Consider the following 19,646-nt stretch of genomic DNA (forward strand, 5'->3'; position numbering starts at 1 on the left):
TCTCACTGCGGTAGTGGCTATATAGGTTTTAGTGGCCAGCCCTTATGATGATATCTTGTGTATTCCGCCCTCCAGGAGTACCATCGTACACTCCCACGACATAGCGCCCGAACTGTGGCTATGACCTGCTTGCCCCGTCACATTCATCTGAATAAACAGTTCAGTCCTCAATTACTTGAGCTTCTCAAAGACACTTGGCTGTCGTTAGCCATCAAATTTTCCGGAGGAGACTGGTAGCATGGCCAACGATTCAGGGCTTCGTGTTACTGGTCCAGATACTCTGGGTGGCGCAGTACTGTATCTCGTTGTCGGTATCGCTATCGCTAGCTACGGGGGATTCGATTACGTTCAGCAGACTGAAGCAGTTCGAAACTCGGTTGAAGTGGACGCGAACATTACGGAACTCGGTATCGAAACGGATAGCGGAACAGCGTCAAATCCGGGCGTAAAGTACGAACCGAACGTCGAATTTGAATACATCTATAATGGAACGACATACACCGGGACAAAACTATACCCAGCGAATATTGAGCGGAACTATGAGAGACGGTCAGCAGCCGAATCAGCGATCGAATCCTACGAACAGGGGACACAGACAACTGCATACGTGTCTCCAGACGAGCCAGGAGATGCGTTTTTGAAAAACAAAACGTCGAACGCACCGATCATCGCTATTGGACTTGGCGGATTATTCACCCTCTTTGCAGCCTTCTCTGCCGTGAAGAAGCTCTGAGTCCCCTTCCGTTGTTCGGCTGTCCGTGTCGTTACTGGACATCATGTGTGATTTGCCCGAATACGTTTAACTAAACACGACGGTTCTATTCGCGCACAGCTTAAAGTGTAAATAGGACTATATTTAACCAGTATGGTGGAAGAGTCCGGCCCGAAAGGAAAAGAGGAGGGTCAGTCGGCAGCACAGTCGACGTTCACGCTAAATCGGCGGACGCTACTTCAGTCGACCCTTGTTGGAAGTGCGATATTGGGGGGAGTCGGTCTGGCCACACCAGTTGCCAGACAGGTGCAGTCCGACGAGAAGGGTTCTGGAGATAGCAACAATCGCTCAGCGGGCTTTCCGCCGAGTGGCATCACTGAGTATGGACGGAAAGTCACCCTCGGAAACGGGGAGGTGCGAACATTTACGAGTGAAACACCGTCAGGAGAGCCGAGGTATCACGGGGTCGAGTTCGACCACACGGCACTCGAAGGGCTTCCAAGCGAGACAGAGATAAGTGAGGTAAACGATCCTGTAGAGACTGATAAGTATCGATTTAGTGGACAAGCGGCAACGATCCATTTCAAACAGTCACTCCAGTTCTTTGTGCCGTTCCCAGATGCGGCTGGCACGCCGTTTACCTTCTTAGGACTCAACTGGAATCCGGACGGCCATTTCGGTGGCAAAGGAGCGTGGGAGAAGCCACACTTCGATATCCACTTTCACATGCGTGACCCTGCAACAGTGGATAACGTCGAGGGGCCTCAGCTTCCGCCGTACGATATCAAAACAGCGGACGGAATCGAGACAAACTTCGACTTCGCTCAACTTCCAGAAGGGTATGCGCGATCACCTCCGCCCGTCGCTGACGAGCGGTATATCACAGACATGGGTGAACACGTAGCTCCCAACGATGCGCCTGAACTCCCAAGTGGCCCCGACGACCGAGGTGATCCTACTAGCTTCAGCAACACACTCATTCAAGGGTTTATCGGTGACACAGAGGGGTCACAGCTGGCGTTCGTTGAACCGATGCTCACCCGAGAGTTCCTGAGCGATTTCCGAGACAGCAAAACGTATGATGTCCCACAACCGGCCGAATATCCACACGACCAGCAGCACCCACACGAGTACAGTGTCCGGGATATCCCGTCGCAAAACAAGACCGTAGTCGCTATTCAGAGTTTCAAACAGGTATCTGACTGAGCAGCAGGATCGTCTTAGTTGAGCGCACTCGCTCAAATTGAATTCTCCACGCAATGCGGCTCATTGCGCTACTCAGTTCGACGGAATACGGAAATACGGTGGCCACGAGGCGCACCGTTATATTATCACTATCTGATAATTCGTTAAATAACTATTCTGTATGCAACACGTCCCCTCGGCAACCGTCGATGGGATTCCGTGACTGAACACGCGACGCTCACAAACATAGAGTTGAACTTTCAGTATAGTAGCCATTGGAAATCAATGCACAGCTGGTCGCATGGCGGCAATGCGATCAGTGTGTAACTCGTTTCAATTGTTACTATAGAACCACTACAGCGAGTGTTCCTCCCACTGGAAGAGCGAATCGCTCTCGTTTCGTCGGGCGACCGAGTCCTCCCACAGGCAAGATTAGAGTTGAGCGTGGGGTGATTGAGAATGCGCAGCCCTGATAACGGCGCAGACAAGCGACCCGAAGCAGAGCCGACAGGGACGGTCTGCCAACGACGAAGACACCGGGGGCTAATCGTCGGGTGATGTCGGGGGAGTGGTGGCTGGATCGGCTTCGGGGATATCTGTCCCAACAGCAAACAGTTATATTCTCCAGCAAGCGTACTGAACAGATATACTCGGCAGGGTCTGCCATCCAGACGCGGTCGTCGGCGGGGTCGGTCGTGGGGAATTACATGGAAGGAACGGTTCGAGAAGTCACGCCTAGCGAATTGTGCGACGCGGTCGACCCGTGTGAGGTTACACTCGTCCTCGGGGCACCCAGTGTCGGAAAGTCACATCACCTGCGGCGGGTCGGTCCATCCGTCGAGCGGCTCGCAGAAACAACAGCTATCGACGACGACGAACTCGTGGTCGTCGACGATTTTGTCTCGGCGGTTTTGCACCTCGGTGACGACCGGGACAGGCTGAATGTCCTGTTCGATCGTTCCGGGGGTGCAGTAATCGTGACGCGGCCACGGAGCCTCGACTGGCTCTGCCGACACGGTCACCTCGCGCCCGTTGCGTTCCATGACCGAGTCGATTCCGTGCTCGTGGTTCGGACGCCCCCCGCAGAGAGCCACGATGCAATCACCGAAATCCGCGAACTCACCAGCCAGCGACGTCCACCAGAACTGGGTGACGGGGAGCGCACGTCCCTCGTCGAACGCGTCACCTATCCAGGCTATGACTTCGAGGACGAGCGGCTTCAGCAACAGATCGGGACCGTCGAGGAGACAGTCACGCCCGCAGCCTTCCTCTCGCTCTCGCAGTATGGGTCCGAAACGGTTCTGGCCGGTCCCGATGTCAGGGCGGTGGTTACCGACCGCGACATCACGGTCGAACCGTTTGACGAGGGCGCCCTCGACCTCATCGCGTCCCTTTATTCCTGTGCCGTGGATGGCAGTTGTAGCTCGGTCGAAATGTCACCTGCGGTCGCCACCGCACTCGCTCTCGTCGCGAGGTCGCTGGCTGATGACGACACGGAGTGGCTCGAACCGTTCGTTCGACATCGGCCGCTGGCCGGGGCTGCCGAATCCCTCGAAATCGCCGTCGATCTCCCGCCGGGGACGGTCGAGCGGCTTCGGGTGTTCGGGTCCGAACCGATGCGAGCGAGGATCAGTCAGCGCCTGACGGCTCAGTCCGAAACGGAGACAGCCATCGCCGACGCGAGTGCCCCAATCGATGCAGCTCTGACAGCCATGCGAGCAATCGGGTCGTCGCTGGACGCCGCCGCGATGGAGCCCGACGAGTACGGAACCGATCCCCTCGTCGGTTCCTGGCACTGGAACGGACTAACAGCGTTAGACGCGGCTGCGGCGGACCGAGAGTTCCCGAACTCGGACAAGAACTCTGCAGCCGACGGGGACGTTGCTGGGGTCGGCGTCGACGAGGTCGTCGACGCACTCGATGGCGGGCTCGTGCTCCTCTCGGGACCGAAAGCCAGCGGGAAGCGACGGCTCACAGCGAGCGTTGCGACGGCACTTACGATGCGGGGAGCGACGGTCAGACTCTCTGACCTCCGTCAGCCAAACCACAGCAGGGTGGGAATCGACGCCACGCCCAACGCAGTCGTAGTCGCGACGTACGGGGCCGAGCCAGCACGGATCGTGAGCGACGCTGGCGTTCGGGCGCTCGCTGACTGGGTCGAGGCAGGGGTCTGTTCCGGTGCAGTGCTGCTCTGTGATAACGACCGACGGGAGCATCTGGACGCCCTCGCCGACCGGACTGGCTGTGACGACGTCGAGGCCTGGTGCGACCGTATCGAGTTCGACCTTGGAGACGCTGACCTGACGGCCGATCGGACGCCAGAGGCGGTCGCCGAGGATCTGCTGTCCGCGCTGGAGTGGCCCGAAAATCGAACTCCTTCCCGTCGGTCACTCGCGGTCGATTCGGTCGCGGGCCAGAGTACGCTGGCAGCGATCGCTGGCATGCCCGACAGTGCTCTCGATGCGGCCTTCGTCGGGCAGGTCGTTGCCGAGGCCGTCGCTGTCGTCGCACGGACCGCCCAGCCGAGCGCCGCACGGGAGTGGCTGCTCTTGGTCGACAACCTCGTCGGAGACGTCGCAGGGAACCGCTGTGACACGGACGCGGCGATCAGGTACCGGGGAACGGTCGCGGGCACTGCTATGGCGACTGTGGCGAGCGAGCACCCGACAGCCGACGCGTGGGTCGAGGCCATTGCAGTTCGTGCGCTGGCACTGACCAACGAGACCGCGACTCCCCACGGTCGGGACTCGGTCGGTGGCGACGTCGAACCTATCGTGACCGCCGTCACGACGGCCCTGTCGACGCTTGCCCGACCAGAAGCCGGAGGAGAGCCGAATCAGGGGGCACTCGCGACGGTCGACCATCTGCTCCATGAGATGGTGGACGGGAACGCCATCGATCCCGAACCCGGCCTGTATCCGCTCTGTCGGATCTACGGGAAGACTGTCGGACGGCTCGTAGAACGAGCCGAGGAGTCGGCGAGTGCCGAGGCGGTGCTCGCACCGGTGGTCGCGCTCGTCGACCAGACAGCGTCCGAGTACGAGGACGGTCACGCGTCCGTCCTCCTCGGCAACGTGTTCGGATCGATGCTCGGGGCCCTCGGGAGTGTGGAGATGCCGACCGACGACCTCCCCGTCTGGATTGACGCGGTCGACGCTGCTGCGAGAGACGTGGCCACATCGCTCCAGCACGACGAGAACCGGGCCGAGCTGTTACACGTCGCGTCCGTGAGCGCAATCGGCTTCTGGGTGTTCGACCACAACTGTCCGGCGGACCGATTCGGGCCGTGGCTGGTGGCGACCGGCGAGCAACTCTGTCGGAGCACGGCCGAGTCGTCGTTCGTCGATCACCCCGAATCCTTCGTGGTCGACACGTACAGCTGGGTAATCTGGCACGTCGTTCACTACCGCGACCTCGACCGTGCCGAGCGACTGTTCGAGAAGTGTCACCGGCTGGTCGATACGATCGCTGACTCGGAGGTCCCCGACGACGAGTGGGAGTGCCGTGCGTCACTCCACGCCGGCGCGCTCGCGACCCTAGCCATCGTGGAACAGGGAGACGTGGCCAAGTCGGGCCCCTACGGCAAAGGAACCCTCAGACTCCCGGATTCGCCAGGGTTCGCGGACTGGATCGACCGCTACGACGCGACCGTGACCCGCGGAGTAGTGGGCGATGCACCAACAGCAGTGGTCGAGCCGTACCTTCGGGCGGTCTACCGTGGGGCGCTCTCGACGCAGGTCCGGGGATACGACACCGAGCCTGCCGACGGGATTTCGCCACACAGCGAGAGTATGTGGTTCGACAGCATGACAGAGCGCATTGAGGACCTGGCAGCCACGGGTGACCTAGTCTCGGAGCCGGTCGCGTTCCTGCGTTCGGTCTGCGGCGACGCAGCTACAGGGTGGGCCGCAGAGGGTGGGGCGAACCTGGCCGGAGAGTGGCTTGGGTCGCTCGTCCGGGCGTTCCGCGGAGCGCGAGAAGGGATCGAGGGACCGAGCAAGACGGAGTGGTTCGACGCGTTCGCGGAAGCGGACGCGGCCGTTCTCCTGGCAGTGCTGACTCGGACTGACGCCGGCGGGCGAACGCACGATCGCCTGGTGGAGTCGGTACTCTCCCAGATCGAAACCACCGCAACGGCGACGGAGTACCCACTGCAGCCCGTACACTACGTCGCTTCGGTCTTCGGGACCGCACTGGCGCTGGCAGTCGAGGCCGACCCTGCGGAAGTTCGCTTCGGCGTGACCGAAGTCGTCGCCGCCGAACAGCGAACTGACTTCGCGTGGGTCGGGATGGCGCGGGCGAGTGTCCTCGAACGGGTGTATGCGGCGGCTCTCGCCGAAGTCGGGCAGACGAATGCCGACCACGACAACACCGAGGCGTGGCTGGCCGTCTGCTCGGAGCGGATGGAAGCAACTGCGACGCGGGAACTCCCCGACGATCCCGCCGGTTTCGTTGCGGGAGTCTACACCCGGGCGTACGTCGACGCAGTCGAAGCCGAGACGCCAGCATGGCGTCGGCGTCTCGATGCCGCCCTCCGGGCGTTCGCCTTGGAGAGCCACGTCGAGGACCCGGCGACGTTTCTCGAAGGAGTCTACGCCGACGTCGTAGTCGCGGGAACGACGCAGAGCCAACTAGCCGCCGAGGTCGAGGCGTGTGTCGAGGCCGTGTCTCAGTCCGTCGAGCGTGCGAGTGAGGAGAACGTATTCCGGGCCGACGATGCCGTGGTACGAACCTTCTCGCGGGCCGTCGACAGGCTCCCGACGGGTAATCCCCGAGCACAGGCAGACTGTACCCACTTGCTCGGTCGGGCACTCCGGGCGACCGGGGGCGAGACCCTCGAAGCGGCCGTCTTCGGCGGCGACCGTCCAACCGGGGACTACTCGGAGTGACCCACTGGCAGAATCCACCGTATGGCAACCTACTACGTCCTCTCGAGTCCGGAGCACACTCCCGACAGCAACCACAGTTCCGAGTGGCCCAAGGAACTCGGACTGTCCTTCGACGACCGTGAGATCCGACTCTTTCAGGGAAAAGGGCACGGTCTCGGCGGTGCCGTCTACGACTTCGAGGACTTCCGCCTCGACGAGTGGGCCGAGTTCGTCGACGCCTGCGCCGGTGACTGGCTCCGCGAGGAACTATCCAGACACGAGTCGCTGATTGCTATCGACGAGGCGGACTTCGTCCGGACGCTGAACCGACACGCCACGTTCGCAACGGAAGAGCATTGACGAAACTGGCGGGACCGCTATGCTCATTCGTCGTCCGTTTTCCCTGGCCAGACTGTCGGCCTGATCCGTCTGTCATCGTACGCTGAGAGGTCGGTGCGGACGGTCTCGACCAAGTCCGTGGCCGAGGACTCGCCGTCTTCGATTGCAGTGACCTCCGCGGGCGTCAAGCGCACGGAGACATCGCGCTCTACCGGTCCGCCGAGGAGGAAGGTGAGAATCCACTCGCCGTCGCGGGCCAGTAGGACGTAGGAGTAAGGCTGCCGATCGAGGACTCGCATTGGTCGGTCGAGGAGCAACGCGGGCTAAACAGTTCCGACAGGGCGAAGCCTTTTGCGGCCGTTCGTCCCCCGTATCGGTATGTCTCTCCTCGAATCCGACGTGACTGCTCGCAGCGGTGCGCGATGACTGACGGTCCGACGGTGACCAACGCTGGGAGCAGGCGTACCAGTCCGGTGTCGGAGATTCCTACGAAGCAGTAATCACCCCTCCGGAGCGAGATCTACCGCCCGCATATACGCGTCAAGCTGTTCGGCCAGTGCCCGGGCGAACGTTTCGTCATTGATGTCGGTCTCCATCTCGACCAATTCGACCGATTCAGCCAGATTTGTTTTGAGTGCCTCGAACAGGGCTGTGTCGGCGTCGGGATCATGGAAATCCTCTCCCTCGACGTCGAGCATCGAAACACCTCCAAGTGGAATGTATAGGGCAGTTGGTCCGTTCGCTGCCGAGAGCTTCTTCGCGATGACCTCGCCCAGTTCAGCGTTCTCCTCGGCCGTTGTCCGCATCAGCGTTACCTGTGGGTTGTGGATGTGGAAGTCCCGCCCCTCGAACTCCTCTGGGACGGAGTCTCGTGGCCCGAAGTTGACCATGTCCAGCGCGCCCGTCGAGACGACCTGTGGCGTGCCCGTCTCCGCGGCGGCGTCCAGCCTGTCGGGGCCAGCAGCCAGCACACCCCCTACAAGCTCGTCGGCCCACTCCGTCGTCGTCACGTCCAACACACCGTCGATGACGCCTTGTCTCGCGAGGTCCTCCATCGCCTTCCCACCGGTCCCAGTCGCATGGAAGATGATCGTCTCGTAGCCTCGTTCTTCGAGATACTCCCGAGCCGTCTGGACGCACTGTGTGGTGACACCGAACATCGAGATCCCGATAGTGGGGCGGTCTTCAACTTCGATGTCTGGCTGGTGCGTGACCATCCCGACCATCGCGAGGGCAGCATTAGCAATCACCCTCCGGGAGAGTTGGTTGAGTCCCTCAATATCAGCCACCGAATACAACATCATCACGTCAGTGGCACCGACATACGGTTCAATGTCGCCGGAGGCCATCGTCGAGACCATCACTTTCGGGACACCAACCGGCAGCGCCCGCATCGCCGTGGTCGCGATCGAGGTGTTGCCCGAGCCGCCGAGTCCGAGCACACCGTCGAGGTCGCCAGCATCGTGTAGCTGCTGGACGATCGCCGCTGCGCCCTTGCCCATCGCTTCGATCGCCTCACCGCGGTCGGCATCGTCCCGGAGGTGCCCCAGCGTGGTGCCGCCCGCTTCGGCGACTGCACTCGCAGCAGTGTCCGGATCGATTTCCGGGTCGTCCACCACGCCCGTGTCGATGATGTGTACGTCAACGCCTTGCGCGCGAAGGACATCTCGAGCGAAACCTATCTCTTCGCCTTTCGTATCGAGGGTCCCAACGATTGTGACGACCATACTCACTCCTCCACGTTCTCGGGTGTCGGCAGTTCGCCCGGCGGGACGATCTCACACTCAGGAAGATCCCGGAGTACCTCTTCAGGACCCGGTGGTGCGTAGACCGCGAGCAGTAACAACGGTTCCCAGCTGGTGTTGACGGTTCCGTGTTCGACGCCTTCAGGAACGAACACCATCTCGCCGGCCGAGATATCGCGTGTCTGATCGGCGACCTCTTGTTCACCCTCGCCCTGGATGACGAAGAGGATCTCGTCGCTGTCAGGGTGCGAGTGGCGCTCATGGCCCTTTCCGGGTTCGAGTTTGACGACGCCAGCGCTGAAGCGCTCGCCACCCGTCACGTCAGGCGTGCTCAGCCACTTCAGGACGCCCCAATCGAAGAGCTGACTTTCGACGTCATCAGGAGTGATGAAGTATTCGCTATCAGTCATCTTCGAGACTAATCTCCTTGAATTCGCGGGCCTGTGCTTCGATTGCCTCCTCAGTTGGGAGGCGTTCGATGCTCGACGCACCGAAGAATCCGACGACACCCTCGGTGTGTTCCAGTACGTACTGGGCATCGTCGGGCCATGCGATCGGGCCGCCGTGACAGATCACCAGTACGTCCTCGTTTACCTCTTTTGCGGCGTCGTGATGAGCTTGAACGCGCTCGGCTGCGGCATCGAGATCTAGTGCCGTCTCGGCACCAATATCCCCAGATGTAGTCAGTCCCATATGTGAGACAACCACGTCCGCTCCGGCCTCGGCCATCTCGCGAGCCTGCTCCTCGCTGAAGACGTATGGGCAGGTGAGCATTCCTTGCTCGGCCGCTTCTTGGATCATGTCGACTTCCTTGTCGTAGCCCATCCCCGTTTCCTCGAGATTCTGTCTGAACCCGCTGTCCTCGTCGATGAGACCCACCGTCGGGAAGTTCTGGACGCCCGAGAACCCACGTCGTTTCAGGCTCTCGATGAACACATCCATCTGTCGGAACGGGTCGGTCCCGTTGACGCCGGCGAGAACTGGCGTGTCCTCGACGACTGGAAGCACTTCGTGGCCCATCTCGACGACGATCTCGTTGGCGTCACCGTAAGGAAGGAGGCCAGCCAGCGACCCCCGACCGTTCATCCGATAGCGACCGGAATTGTAGATGATCAGTAGATCGACGCCACCGCGCTCGGCGAACTTCGCCGAGATACCGGTCCCTGCACCTGCGCCGATGATCGGATCGCCGCCCGATACTGTTTCCTGAAGTCGATCAAGGGACTCCTGCCGTGTGAATTCCATACGTCAGATAGAACCATTTCATAATATAGTAATTAATTTTTTGATGATTACGAGGAGTTACCACGACACATAATATTACTTCTGGGCATAGAAACCATCGTCAAACCCAATCGTGGATGGCTCTGCGACTGCGTTGGACACCCAGATCTTCGAGTACTTCGATGGTATTCGACAGTGACAATGCCACAACGTGCGATTGAATGCCCAACGCCATCGCCGACTCGGGTGTCCGCTCGCGTTCCTCAAAACCCAACTCAATCCAGTCTCTATGCCCACTGAGGCGGCTGATTTCTGGCATAGGTACCAAGAAATCAGTCTGCATCACTTTTCACGCTCAACTAAACACGACGGACTCCGCTGTCCATAAAAATATCACAGACAGCTATTTCGCTACGGAAGTGGAGGCGCGACAGTAGTTGATCGATCAGTACAGCTATAGTAACGATTGAAACGAGTTACACACCTGATCGCACGACGGCAGTGCGATCAGGTGTGTATTGATTTTCAATGGCTACTATAGTTTCAATCCTGTTACCGGCGATATTTCGATGTGTGCCACTAACCCGCGGTTCCGACTGCTAAAGAACTACGACTCCGATAACATCAAACACTGTAGTACGGTACTCGAAAGTGAAAACCATGCTAGTCCGGTATTACTGTCGAGAGGATAGATCATGGTGTGCTCCCACTCGAAACGTACAGTGCTGTCAACGCGGAATGGCTGATTTTCCTCTCCCCAGAACTCGCGAGTCGTGCACAATTTGGCTGGACGATTACTGTTCACATCCTCTTTGCCGCGCTCTCGGTCGGGCTGGCACCGTTCATCATCTATTTCACCTGGAAAGACGTCTGGACCGACGATGAACGGTTCAGTCGGTTGCGCTCTTTCTGGGTGACGGTCTTCGCAGTCGGCTTCGTGATGGGTACGGTAACAGGCATCCCCATGAGCTTCCAGTTTGGGACAAACTTCCCGCGGTTTGCGACAATCGCTGGCGAATTGATCGGTGGTCCGCTGGCCTTTGAGGCGAAGATGGCGTTTTTCCTCGAAGCCGTCTTCCTCGGCATCTTGCTTTTCGGACGTGAGCGGGTGAGCGACCGAACGTATGTCCTCTCGTCGGTGCTGGTCGGGATCGGTGCATGGCTGTCGGCGTTCTGGATTCTAGTGGTCAACGCCTGGATGCAGACACCTCAAGGCTATGATATGATAACCCAGAACGGAATGCGGGTCGCCAGGCTGACCGACCCGGTAGTTGCCTTTCTCACGCCGCGACTCCCGTGGATGTACGTCCACATGGTCAACGCCTCCGTCATCTCTGTCGCATTGCTGGTCGGTGGTGTCTCGGCGTACTTGGTCTGGAAGACCCACGACTCGACGGCCTGGCAAGCCTCTCTAAAGATCGCGGTCCTGTTATTGCTGGTTACAGCACCACTGCAGGCCGTTCACGGTGATGCCTACGGTCGCCACGTCGCGGACACCCAGCCCCAGAAGTTCGCCGCTATGGAGGCCCACTACGAGACTGGACAGGCCGACCTTCACCTACTCGCGTTTCCGAAAGATCTCAGTGCGCTGACCGACCCACACGCGGAAAACCTCTACACCGTCAGTCTACCTGGCCTCGGTTCCTACCTCGCCACCGGCGGTGACCCTGACGCTGAGGTACTCGGGTTGAACGAGTACGAACACAACCCCCCGGTGGCGCTGGTGTTCTGGTCGTTCCGGTTTATGGTCGGACTCGGCTTCCTTTTCATCGGTCTCGCAATGTGGGGAGGGTCCCTCACATACAGAGACAAACTCGCCGACAGCGACCGATTCCTGAAGGCGATGATGGCCGCGACGCCACTGGGGTACGCCGCCTTGCTCACCGGTTGGTACGTCACAGAGATCGGTCGGCAGCCGTGGGTCATTCAGGGCGAATTGAAGACCAGTGATGCAGTCTCGCAGTCGCTGACCGCCGGGGAAGCGATGGCGACGCTGGCAGTGTTTCTCATCGTGTATGTTGGGCTAATTGCCGCGGCTCTCCTCGTCTTACGGTGGCTCGTGAGAGAGGAACTGCAGGACCTCGGCGTTCTTGCCCCGTCGCAGGAAACCGGACACGGACGCATTCCGTGGGTGGGTGGCGATGACTGAGTTGCTCTCCGTGGATCGCTACCTCCTTGACGCGCTCCCAGAGGTGTGGTTTGGCGTCGTCATGTTCGCGCTGGCAATATACGTGGTTCTCGACGGATTCGACTTCGGCATCGGTATGCTGTACGCCACTCGGAGCGACGAAGACGACAGGGAGACACTCCTGTCGGTGTTTGGGCCGGTCTGGGACGCCAACGAGGTGTGGCTGGTCGCCTTCGGAACAATGTTGTTAGCCGCGTTCCCGAGCGTGTACTCTCGGTTGCTCGCTGACAACTATCTGCTCGTTATCGGGTTTGTTCTCGCGCTGTTGTTCCGGGGCATAGCACCGGAACTGCGCGAGCAATGCGAGGACGATCGGTGGCAACGGATGTGTGACGCTTCTTTCGTCGGGGGCAGCACGCTCGCACCACTGCTGTTTGGCGTCCTCGCCGGGCGCTGGATCTTCGATGTTCCGACGCTGTCGGTGCCGGCGCTCTTGACAGGTGTCGGACTGACCACGGTATCAGTCGTCACGGGCGCGGCTTTCATCTCGGCCAAGACTGGCTCCTCCCTTGCCGCCGACCTGCGCAGGTACGGTATCGCCGGAACGGTATCATATCTCGGTGGTGTCGCCATCCTTCTGACGACTGTCGTCGTGACAGACGCCGGCGGCACAGCTGACGCCGTTCTCTCTGTCCCGATTGCTGTGGTAGTCGCTCTCTCTGCCCTCTCAGGCCTGGCTGGGATAGGCTTCGCTCGCCGCGAGCAGTATCGGCGATGGCTCGTGAGTGCGCTAACTCTTCCCGCGCTGTTGAGCCTCCTCGTTGCGCTTCTGCTGTACCCAGTTATCTACCCTGCGACCGGACTGACCGTCCGAGAGGCCGTCGTCTCACCACTCGCGCTCAACCTTGTCACCGTGATGGGGCTGCCGGTGCTACTGCTCGTGCTCTGGTATTTCAAGTTCCTCTATGGCGTCTTCAGCGGACCCGTTGTCGACGAATCCTATGGTCCTTGACCAAGCCGAGACCGCCGCTACAGTAAGCAAGGTGAGTCTCCTCTGGGCTTGCTTCTGACCTCACGCCGCTTCTAGATTCGGCAATAGTTTCAGCCGGAGTGTCAGGGGCAATACCTGGCGTTCGAGCGCTCAGTCCGACTGGACTGGAGCGTCGAGTTGTTCGGTGCGTTCGCCAGAGTCGGGCTCAGCCAAATAATCTCCGTCCGCCGGAAGGAGTCGACGTTTCGAGTTAAAGACGACAATGAGGCTACTGATCGCCATCATAACGGCGGCGATCAACGGTGTGATCACACCGGTTATCGCCAATGGGAGTGCAATCGCGTTGTAGCCGGCCGCCCAGACGAGGTTCTGTTTGATCCGGCCTCGAGTTTCACTCGCCAACTCGAAGACCTCTGGAACGGCGTCGAGACGGTCGTCAAGCACTACCGCATCGGCCGCCTCGATCGCCAGATCGGTGCCGCTCGAGACTGCGATCCCGAGGTCGGCGCTAGCGAGTGCGGGCGCGTCGTTCGTTCCGTCGCCGATCATTGTCGTCGTCCCGCGCTCGCGGAGTCCCTGGACGATCACTTCCTTCGACTCGGGGCGCACGCCTGCGAAGACGTGATCAACTGCGGGATGGTTTGCAAACGTCTCAGTCATCCGCTCGTCGTCGCCAGTCAGCACGACGATATCCCGATCCGCGGCCGCGGTCTCGGAAACCACGCGTTCCCAACTCTCACGGGGCGTATCTTGGACTGTAACGACTCCTTTGACGGCCCCCTCCCAAGCAACCGCCGTTGGATGAGTACCCGACTCGTAAGCGTCCGTGACAGCTGCCTCGATTTCCGTGGGGATTGTCCACTCGTCAGTATCGAATGAGCCCGGGTGGCCCAAAACGACGCGAGTATCGTCGACAAGTGCTGACACGGTACGGTCGGCGCTCTCGAAACTCGACACCGATCGCGTGGTCGGCGGGGCAGCCTCGTCAATGGCAGCGGCGATTGGGTGGCTTGACCGACGTTCGACGGCGGCCGCCATCGCGAGCACTTCGTCGGGATCGTCGCCAACGACGTCCACAAGCTCCATCTCCCCAGTGGTGAGCGTCCCAGTCTTGTCGAATACGACGACCGAAGAGTCGTCGATCCGTTCAAGCACTGTCTCGTTGAGAATGAGCATGCGATTGTCGGTGGCATCGCGGGTGGCCGCTGCGAGAGCGAGCGGAGTAGCGATGCCGAGCGAGCATGGGCACGAGACTACTAGCACGGCGACCCCGGCCATTATAGCTGTGTTCGGGTCGTTACCAAGGACGAACCAGCCGGTGGCGGTCAGCGCGGCAAGTCCGAGTACGAATGGAACGAACAGTACCGCAAAGCGGTTGACAATATGTTGCACACCCGTGGCAGAACTCTTGACGTTCCAGAGGAGTTCGACGAGGCGCTCCATCGTGCTAGTTTTTTCGGGACCAACTTCAACGATAATCGCATTGTCAGTAAGGATCGACCCGCCGAGGACACTGTCCCCGACCGATTTTCGTTGCGGGAGAGATTCACCCGTGATAAGTGCCTCATCAATCGCGGCAGTCCCGTCGACGATCTGGCCGTCGACCGGGATCCGCTCGCCGGGTTTGACTAACAGCCGGTCGCCAGGCTCACACTTCGCAATTTCGATGGTTTCACTGGTCTCACTGTCGTCGTCGAGTCGGCGGGCCTCATCGACGCGTGAATCCGTGAGGTCGGCACGGTTACCGAGTGCAGCGTGTTTGACCTGTGACTCCAGATGATTGCCGATAGTGACGATCGCGAGCACCATCACTGCGACGTCGAAGTACGGGTCACGCCCGCCCGTGAGGTAGGTTGCCAGCGAGTAGAGATACGCTGCAAGTACCGCGATAGCTATCAACACGTCCATGTTCGGGCGACCGACTCTCAGGCTCACGTAGGCCCCACGGAAGACCGGGTATCCAAGTCCGACGAGTATGAGTGTGCTCCAGACAATTAGTGGCCAGAACACCATCGCCTCGACAGTGCTCCCATAGAGGAAACTCTCGGGATAGATGCCGAGATACACTGGGTATATGAACAGGACGTAGAGAACCAACACAGGCATCATCAGAACTGCCGCGAGCACCGCACGGTATTTGCCGAACTCGACGCGTGAACGTAGTGAGTCGTTCTCTTCGTCAGGACCGTGAGCTTGGTAGCCCAGTCGACTGAGTGCCGCAGCGATCGCGTTTCGATCGATGCAGTCAGGATCGTACACCACCTGTGCCATTTCAGTCGCGTAACTCGCACGCGCCTCGTGAACGCCTTCCTCCTCTTCGGCAAGGAGTTCAATGAATCCCTCGCAAGTCTGACAGTGCATCCCGTCAATCGAGAGGTAGGCTGTTTCGGCACCCTCGGGGCCATCGGGCCTGGTCTCCTCGGCCTCGACACGGTCACGGACGGCCGCAATCGAAAGGTCGACATCCTCACCGTCGTCAACTAACTGTGCGACCTCTAAACAGCCTCGACAGCAGAACTCGCCGTCAATGTCATCGTTGGTAATCGGGTCTTTGACGGGGAGGTCACAGAGTGTACAGGTGGACATATTACGCAACCGCCTCCGATTCGGCGATCGGTTGATAGTACGGGATATCTGGTAACGGAAGCATGACGCCAAACCGCATAAGTCCCATCGCTACCAGTATGTATCCGAGCCCAACGAACAATACACCGAGTCCGTAATGGACTACCTGCCGCTGGCGGGTGCTCACTGATTGGATAACCGTTCCGTAGAGAAACACACTGGGGATCGTCCCGACCCCGAGCGCACCGAGCGAGAGGAGGCCATATACGGGTGAGCCCTGGGCAAACGCGTACAGGAATGCCGGATAGAGAAGCATACACGGCAACAACCCATGAAGCGCGCCGAGGCCGATAATGCCGATACCGTTGACCCAGCGGTCGACCCGTCTTGAAATGACTGTGTAGGTTCGCGCGAATAGTGAGCCGAACCCAGTACCGGCAACAACTCCTTCAACGGCTCCTTGTTGGTAGCCGGCTAACCGGGTGAGTCCCATAACCATAATTGCTACGCCAATGCAGATTCCGACGACACCCTGAGCTGGCCGGAGAAATCCAGCGAGCCCGATGGTTCCGTACAGTAGCGCGCCGGCAGCTCCGAAGACGCATCCGATGATGGCGTAGCTCACCGTCCGGCCGAGGTTGAACAGTGTGTGCTGACGCACCTCATAGAGTGTGAGTGCGCTCGCCCACCGGTCCTGGGTTTCCATACGCTCGGCATAGGTTGCAACGAGCGGGCCGCACATTCCAAGACAGTGTGCACCTCCGAAAAGGCCAATCATGAAAAACACGACCAGTCCGTAGCCACTTGTGATGCTGATCTCACTCAGCTGTACTAGAACTGCTGATATCATATCCAAGGCTGGCAAGGCCAGCATAGATTAGGGTGTACCAATCGTCGTGTGTAGTGGGTTTCGGTTCAGGCCGTGGCTTCGATCGTTAAGAACTACATCCAAGAACGTGGAATTACAGTGATTGTGAGGCGAAAACCCACGACTTCAGTCGTGGGATGAAGCCGACAACTTGGCCACTCCTCCCGCCACCTCCGTGATGAGTTCGACTTCGGATTGCCGTCGCTGTAGACGCGCTCGCACCTCGCCTCAATTGCGGGCGACGTGTCCAGCGAGTTCATCGAGGAGTATATCGACGCCCAAGCAGGTGAGTCGTCACGCAACGGACCGTCTCAACCACGGAAGTTTGTCAGTAGTTGAGACTTGCAGTCTCAATGCATACGAAATGAGATTCAAGGGAATCTTGGCTGGAATAACTGTTCAATCTGGATGCGAACTACCCAGAAGGGCACTGTCTAGTTCTGGACGACCTCAGCTGGCGTTCGTCCGTCGAGTTCTTGGTTGGGTCGTTCGTGGTTGTAGTGGTGTCTGAAGCGTCGTAGCCACTGTTTCGCGCTGGATTGACTGTCCCTCCAGAAGGAGTGAAAGCGGTCGATTCGCACGGTCACAGTCTGGAACCACTTTTCGAAGTGGTTCCGGATTCGATAGTCGAGCCGACCGCTCAAATCGTGACGCGAGAGGGCAGTCAGATAGCCGCCAGCATCAACGAGAAACACTGTCTCGGCAACATCGTGTTTCTGAGTGAGCCGGTGCAGGAACGCCGCCGCGGGGTCAGTCCCGCAGCGGCTGAACACGTCAACTTCGAGAAGTAACTTTGGTTCAGTGTCGACAGCGGCGTACAACCACTTTTTCTCCCCATCGATCTCGATTTGTTTCTCATCGACCGCGACCCGCGACGGCTCCGCCGTCGGGGGTCGCTCTGTGCTTCAGCCAGTGTATGCACCCAATTCCAGACCGCCCCGTGAGAGCGATCGACACCCAGCAAGTCCCAGATAGCGACCGTCTTCCTGATCGACAGCCCCGCAGTATGGAGACGCACCCCAAACCGGCGGACGGGTGCGGGGTGCGCTCATTCTCCCAAACGTCTTGGCTGTCCTCATCTAACGTTCCTCTGAGGAGGTCTGCGAGTTGCATGGACACTTCTCGCTACGACCTCCTCGCTTCTCAAACTCGCTCAACTAGACAGTGCCTTTGGGGGTGTTATTTGGATTTCTCTATCAAACGATTCGTAGCTCCCCTGTACTGCTCAGTAGCGGAGCAGACCCACCAGTTTCGTGGAACTACCGCCGGCTACCCAATCCACCCGCCGATCTCGACCTGTGTACTGTCTGCCGGAGCAGCGCCTGCTGTCTTCGCAACTGCATCAAAAGGGGGCTCGACGAGACGCGGCACTTCATCGTCGTATGTCCGGTCAGGGCGTTTCACACAGTCGAGCGTGATGATAGGACTGCACTCACTACAAGAGTGCGTTGCCCCGTCGAAGCCGTTGATTGTGACCGACTAAGAAATAACGCTCGCGAGCCGATACGTCTCCGCTGCTGGCTGGCGAGTACTGGCAGACTGGCAGCCAACAGCCCCGCAGACATCGCAGGTGACGAGATGGTCTCGATCTGCCTCGTGGAAGAGCGAAGGCGGCCTGCTCGACGTTGTCGCGGTCCTGAAGCGTACACTCCCGGCAAATCGTGAACCAGAACACGCCGTCTTCTCGCCCCACTTCGTCGGGCAACCGGACATACGTGTACGCCTCGCCGGAGATATCGGCTGTCCTGTCTCCACAGAACCGACAGTACTCAGCCGTTGCCTTGGGCTGGATTTCGGTCACTGAGACCTCCGTGCAAGTGTTGACTGCTCGCGAGCAGTGTCCACAGGACAGAGAAAGCGCCATTGTATCGCTCACGAATCGGCTTGTACTCTCGGTTGCTTCAGTTTGAGCTGCAAATCGAAAGATTTGAGAAGGAAAGCAAGCAAAAGTACAAGAATATCGGCAATTACAAGACCAATTTAACCAGAAATACGAGCGGATAGAAGAAATAGAAACACGCCTTTGGAAATACGAGAACCCGAATACATCGTCCAGTAAGCAACAGTCGGGGGCTGATGCTCACCGATTCGTCAAGGTGATCCCTGATCTGGAGCCCCCAGAAGTCACCCAGGACAACCGCCACTGCTACCAGTGCAACTCTTGTGGGACAGAAACCGTTGCGACACACCCTGACTGCCCCAAATGAGTGGTAGTTCGCGGTGAGCGTACTCTCCCAAGCAGCACTTTATCGGAACGATCACCGCCGCTCTTTCCGGAAGATTGCTGATAGCTTTGAGCAACTGCACTGGTTAGTAACCCTCAGGTGTGTCCGTGTGGTACGCGACCGAACGCGCTGGTCGCTGCGAATACGAACAGATTCATATCTCCACTGAACGTGACAGGTGCAGCCACGATCCCGATTGCGGTGATGTCGGTGGTATCGGCTCGGTTACGAACAGCACCACAGGACGGTTATCAGCCCGAACACTACCAACATGCTATAGTAGCCATTGAAAATCAATGCACACCTGATCGCACGACGGCAGTGCGATCAGTGTGTACATCGTTTCAATTGTTACTATAGTCGGCGGATCGGGCATCGTTATTGAGTTATCACTCCTGAAAGACTTATACTTGCCCGACGGTGCCCTCACTCTATTTCGTTATGGAAAAAGATAGTATTTCCTCAGAGTACGTCAGAAACGAGGCAGCGGACTATTTGAAGTTGATGAGCGGTTTGATAATGTCGTCCTCTTTCCTTTCCACGAGGGGGAACGCTTCTTGCCAGCGTTGCGTTCGGGTTCCCGGCATGTGCCACCCCGAAGACGACCGACGTAAACAGCGTGGCAAGTCCGACCGCAGCCGTACCCCGAACCCGCTCGAACCACGTACGTTCCTCTGTGATGTTGGTGATGAGATATCCCCGAAATAGGAGCTCCTCGTAGACGCCCACGGCGACGAACGTGACGAATCGCCTGTGGTACCAGATGTAGCAGCCTATCGTTCTCAACACGGATCCC

13 protein-coding genes and 5 pseudogenes are annotated in these 19,646 nt (G+C 59.1%); 8 read left to right on the forward strand and 10 right to left on the reverse strand.

What is annotated here, in order from left to right; genetic code table 11:
- The first annotated feature begins 238 nt into the window (after nt 1-238).
- The 4 genes from AV929_RS01675 (at nt 239) to AV929_RS01690 (ending at nt 7,125) form a co-directional block, all read left to right on the forward strand.
- Entirely contained in the window at nt 239-733 is a 495-nt protein-coding gene (locus AV929_RS01675; protein WP_064287200.1) for a DUF3592 domain-containing protein, read from the forward strand.
- A 132-nt stretch (nt 734-865) separates the two neighbouring features.
- Nucleotides 866-1,918, forward strand: coding sequence for a hypothetical protein (locus AV929_RS01680; protein WP_080510012.1), 1,053 nt, complete (start codon nt 866-868; stop codon nt 1,916-1,918).
- 686 nt (nt 1,919-2,604) lie between these two features.
- Nucleotides 2,605-6,786 (forward strand): hypothetical protein, encoded by a 4,182-nt coding sequence (locus AV929_RS01685; RefSeq protein WP_064287201.1) that lies wholly within the window; start codon nt 2,605-2,607, stop codon nt 6,784-6,786.
- 21 nt (nt 6,787-6,807) lie between these two features.
- Nucleotides 6,808-7,125 (forward strand): hypothetical protein, encoded by a 318-nt coding sequence (locus tag AV929_RS01690; RefSeq protein ID WP_064287202.1) that lies wholly within the window; start codon nt 6,808-6,810, stop codon nt 7,123-7,125.
- 23 nt (nt 7,126-7,148) lie between these two features.
- Here the strand turns inward: AV929_RS01690 and AV929_RS01695 are convergent, their stop codons facing one another.
- The 5 genes and pseudogenes from AV929_RS01695 to AV929_RS01715 all read right to left on the reverse strand — a co-directional run.
- On the reverse strand, nt 7,149-7,403 hold the full coding sequence (locus tag AV929_RS01695; RefSeq protein ID WP_014030966.1) for a hypothetical protein: 255 nt from the start codon (nt 7,401-7,403) through the stop codon (nt 7,149-7,151).
- Between the two features lie 201 nt (nt 7,404-7,604).
- Nucleotides 7,605-8,831 carry a Tm-1-like ATP-binding domain-containing protein gene (locus tag AV929_RS01700; RefSeq protein ID WP_064287203.1) on the reverse strand — a complete coding sequence of 409 codons (1,227 nt, stop codon included), beginning with the start codon at nt 8,829-8,831 and terminating at the stop codon, nt 7,605-7,607.
- Between the two features lie 2 nt (nt 8,832-8,833).
- Nucleotides 8,834-9,259: a cupin domain-containing protein gene (locus tag AV929_RS01705; protein ID WP_014030968.1), complete on the reverse strand. Its 426-nt coding sequence runs from the start codon at nt 9,257-9,259 to the stop codon at nt 8,834-8,836.
- A complete protein-coding gene (locus AV929_RS01710; RefSeq protein ID WP_064287204.1) occupies nt 9,252-10,094 on the reverse strand; it encodes a phosphoenolpyruvate hydrolase family protein in 843 nt (280 codons plus the stop codon). The genes AV929_RS01705 and AV929_RS01710 overlap by 8 nt, the downstream gene beginning before the upstream one ends.
- A gap of 103 nt (nt 10,095-10,197) precedes the next feature.
- Nucleotides 10,198-10,392 (reverse strand): annotated as a pseudogene (locus tag AV929_RS01715) (IS6 family transposase); the annotation flags it as partial.
- 381 nt (nt 10,393-10,773) lie between these two features.
- On the opposite strand from AV929_RS01715, the gene AV929_RS01720 reads away from it, so the two are divergent.
- Together AV929_RS01720 and AV929_RS01725 are read left to right on the forward strand one after the other, a co-directional pair.
- A complete protein-coding gene (locus AV929_RS01720; RefSeq protein ID WP_064287205.1) occupies nt 10,774-12,222 on the forward strand; it encodes a cytochrome ubiquinol oxidase subunit I in 1,449 nt (482 codons plus the stop codon).
- Complete coding sequence (locus AV929_RS01725; RefSeq protein ID WP_064287206.1) at nt 12,215-13,213, forward strand: cytochrome d ubiquinol oxidase subunit II; 999 nt, start codon at nt 12,215-12,217, stop codon at nt 13,211-13,213. The genes AV929_RS01720 and AV929_RS01725 overlap by 8 nt, the downstream gene beginning before the upstream one ends.
- Nucleotides 13,214-13,342: 129 nt before the next feature.
- On the opposite strand, the gene AV929_RS01730 is transcribed toward AV929_RS01725, so the two are convergent.
- Both AV929_RS01730 and AV929_RS01735 read right to left on the reverse strand, forming a co-directional pair.
- Nucleotides 13,343-15,778 (reverse strand): heavy metal translocating P-type ATPase, encoded by a 2,436-nt coding sequence (locus tag AV929_RS01730; protein ID WP_064287207.1) that lies wholly within the window; start codon nt 15,776-15,778, stop codon nt 13,343-13,345.
- A gap of 1 nt (nt 15,779) precedes the next feature.
- Nucleotides 15,780-16,607 carry a sulfite exporter TauE/SafE family protein gene (locus AV929_RS01735; protein ID WP_044952693.1) on the reverse strand — a complete coding sequence of 276 codons (828 nt, stop codon included), beginning with the start codon at nt 16,605-16,607 and terminating at the stop codon, nt 15,780-15,782.
- Nucleotides 16,608-16,778: 171 nt separating this feature from the next.
- Between AV929_RS01735 and AV929_RS21145 the strand changes: the two are divergent.
- Nucleotides 16,779-16,964: pseudogene (locus tag AV929_RS21145) on the forward strand (hypothetical protein); the annotation flags it as partial.
- A 95-nt stretch (nt 16,965-17,059) separates the two neighbouring features.
- Here the strand turns inward: AV929_RS21145 and AV929_RS01740 are convergent.
- Both AV929_RS01740 and AV929_RS22890 read right to left on the reverse strand, forming a co-directional pair.
- A pseudogene (locus AV929_RS01740) lies at nt 17,060-17,738 on the reverse strand (IS6 family transposase).
- A gap of 156 nt (nt 17,739-17,894) precedes the next feature.
- Nucleotides 17,895-18,426: pseudogene (locus AV929_RS22890) on the reverse strand (hypothetical protein).
- A gap of 110 nt (nt 18,427-18,536) precedes the next feature.
- Between AV929_RS22890 and AV929_RS22525 the strand changes: the two are divergent.
- A pseudogene (locus tag AV929_RS22525) lies at nt 18,537-19,005 on the forward strand (hypothetical protein); the annotation flags it as partial.
- Between the two features lie 307 nt (nt 19,006-19,312).
- Here the strand turns inward: AV929_RS22525 and AV929_RS22895 are convergent.
- Complete coding sequence (locus tag AV929_RS22895; protein WP_080510013.1) at nt 19,313-19,639, reverse strand: CPBP family intramembrane glutamic endopeptidase; 327 nt, start codon at nt 19,637-19,639, stop codon at nt 19,313-19,315.
- Nucleotides 19,640-19,646: the final 7 nt, after the last annotated feature.

The organism is Haloarcula sp. K1 (assembly GCF_001647155.1).
Classification (GTDB): domain Archaea; phylum Halobacteriota; class Halobacteria; order Halobacteriales; family Haloarculaceae; genus Haloarcula; species Haloarcula hispanica.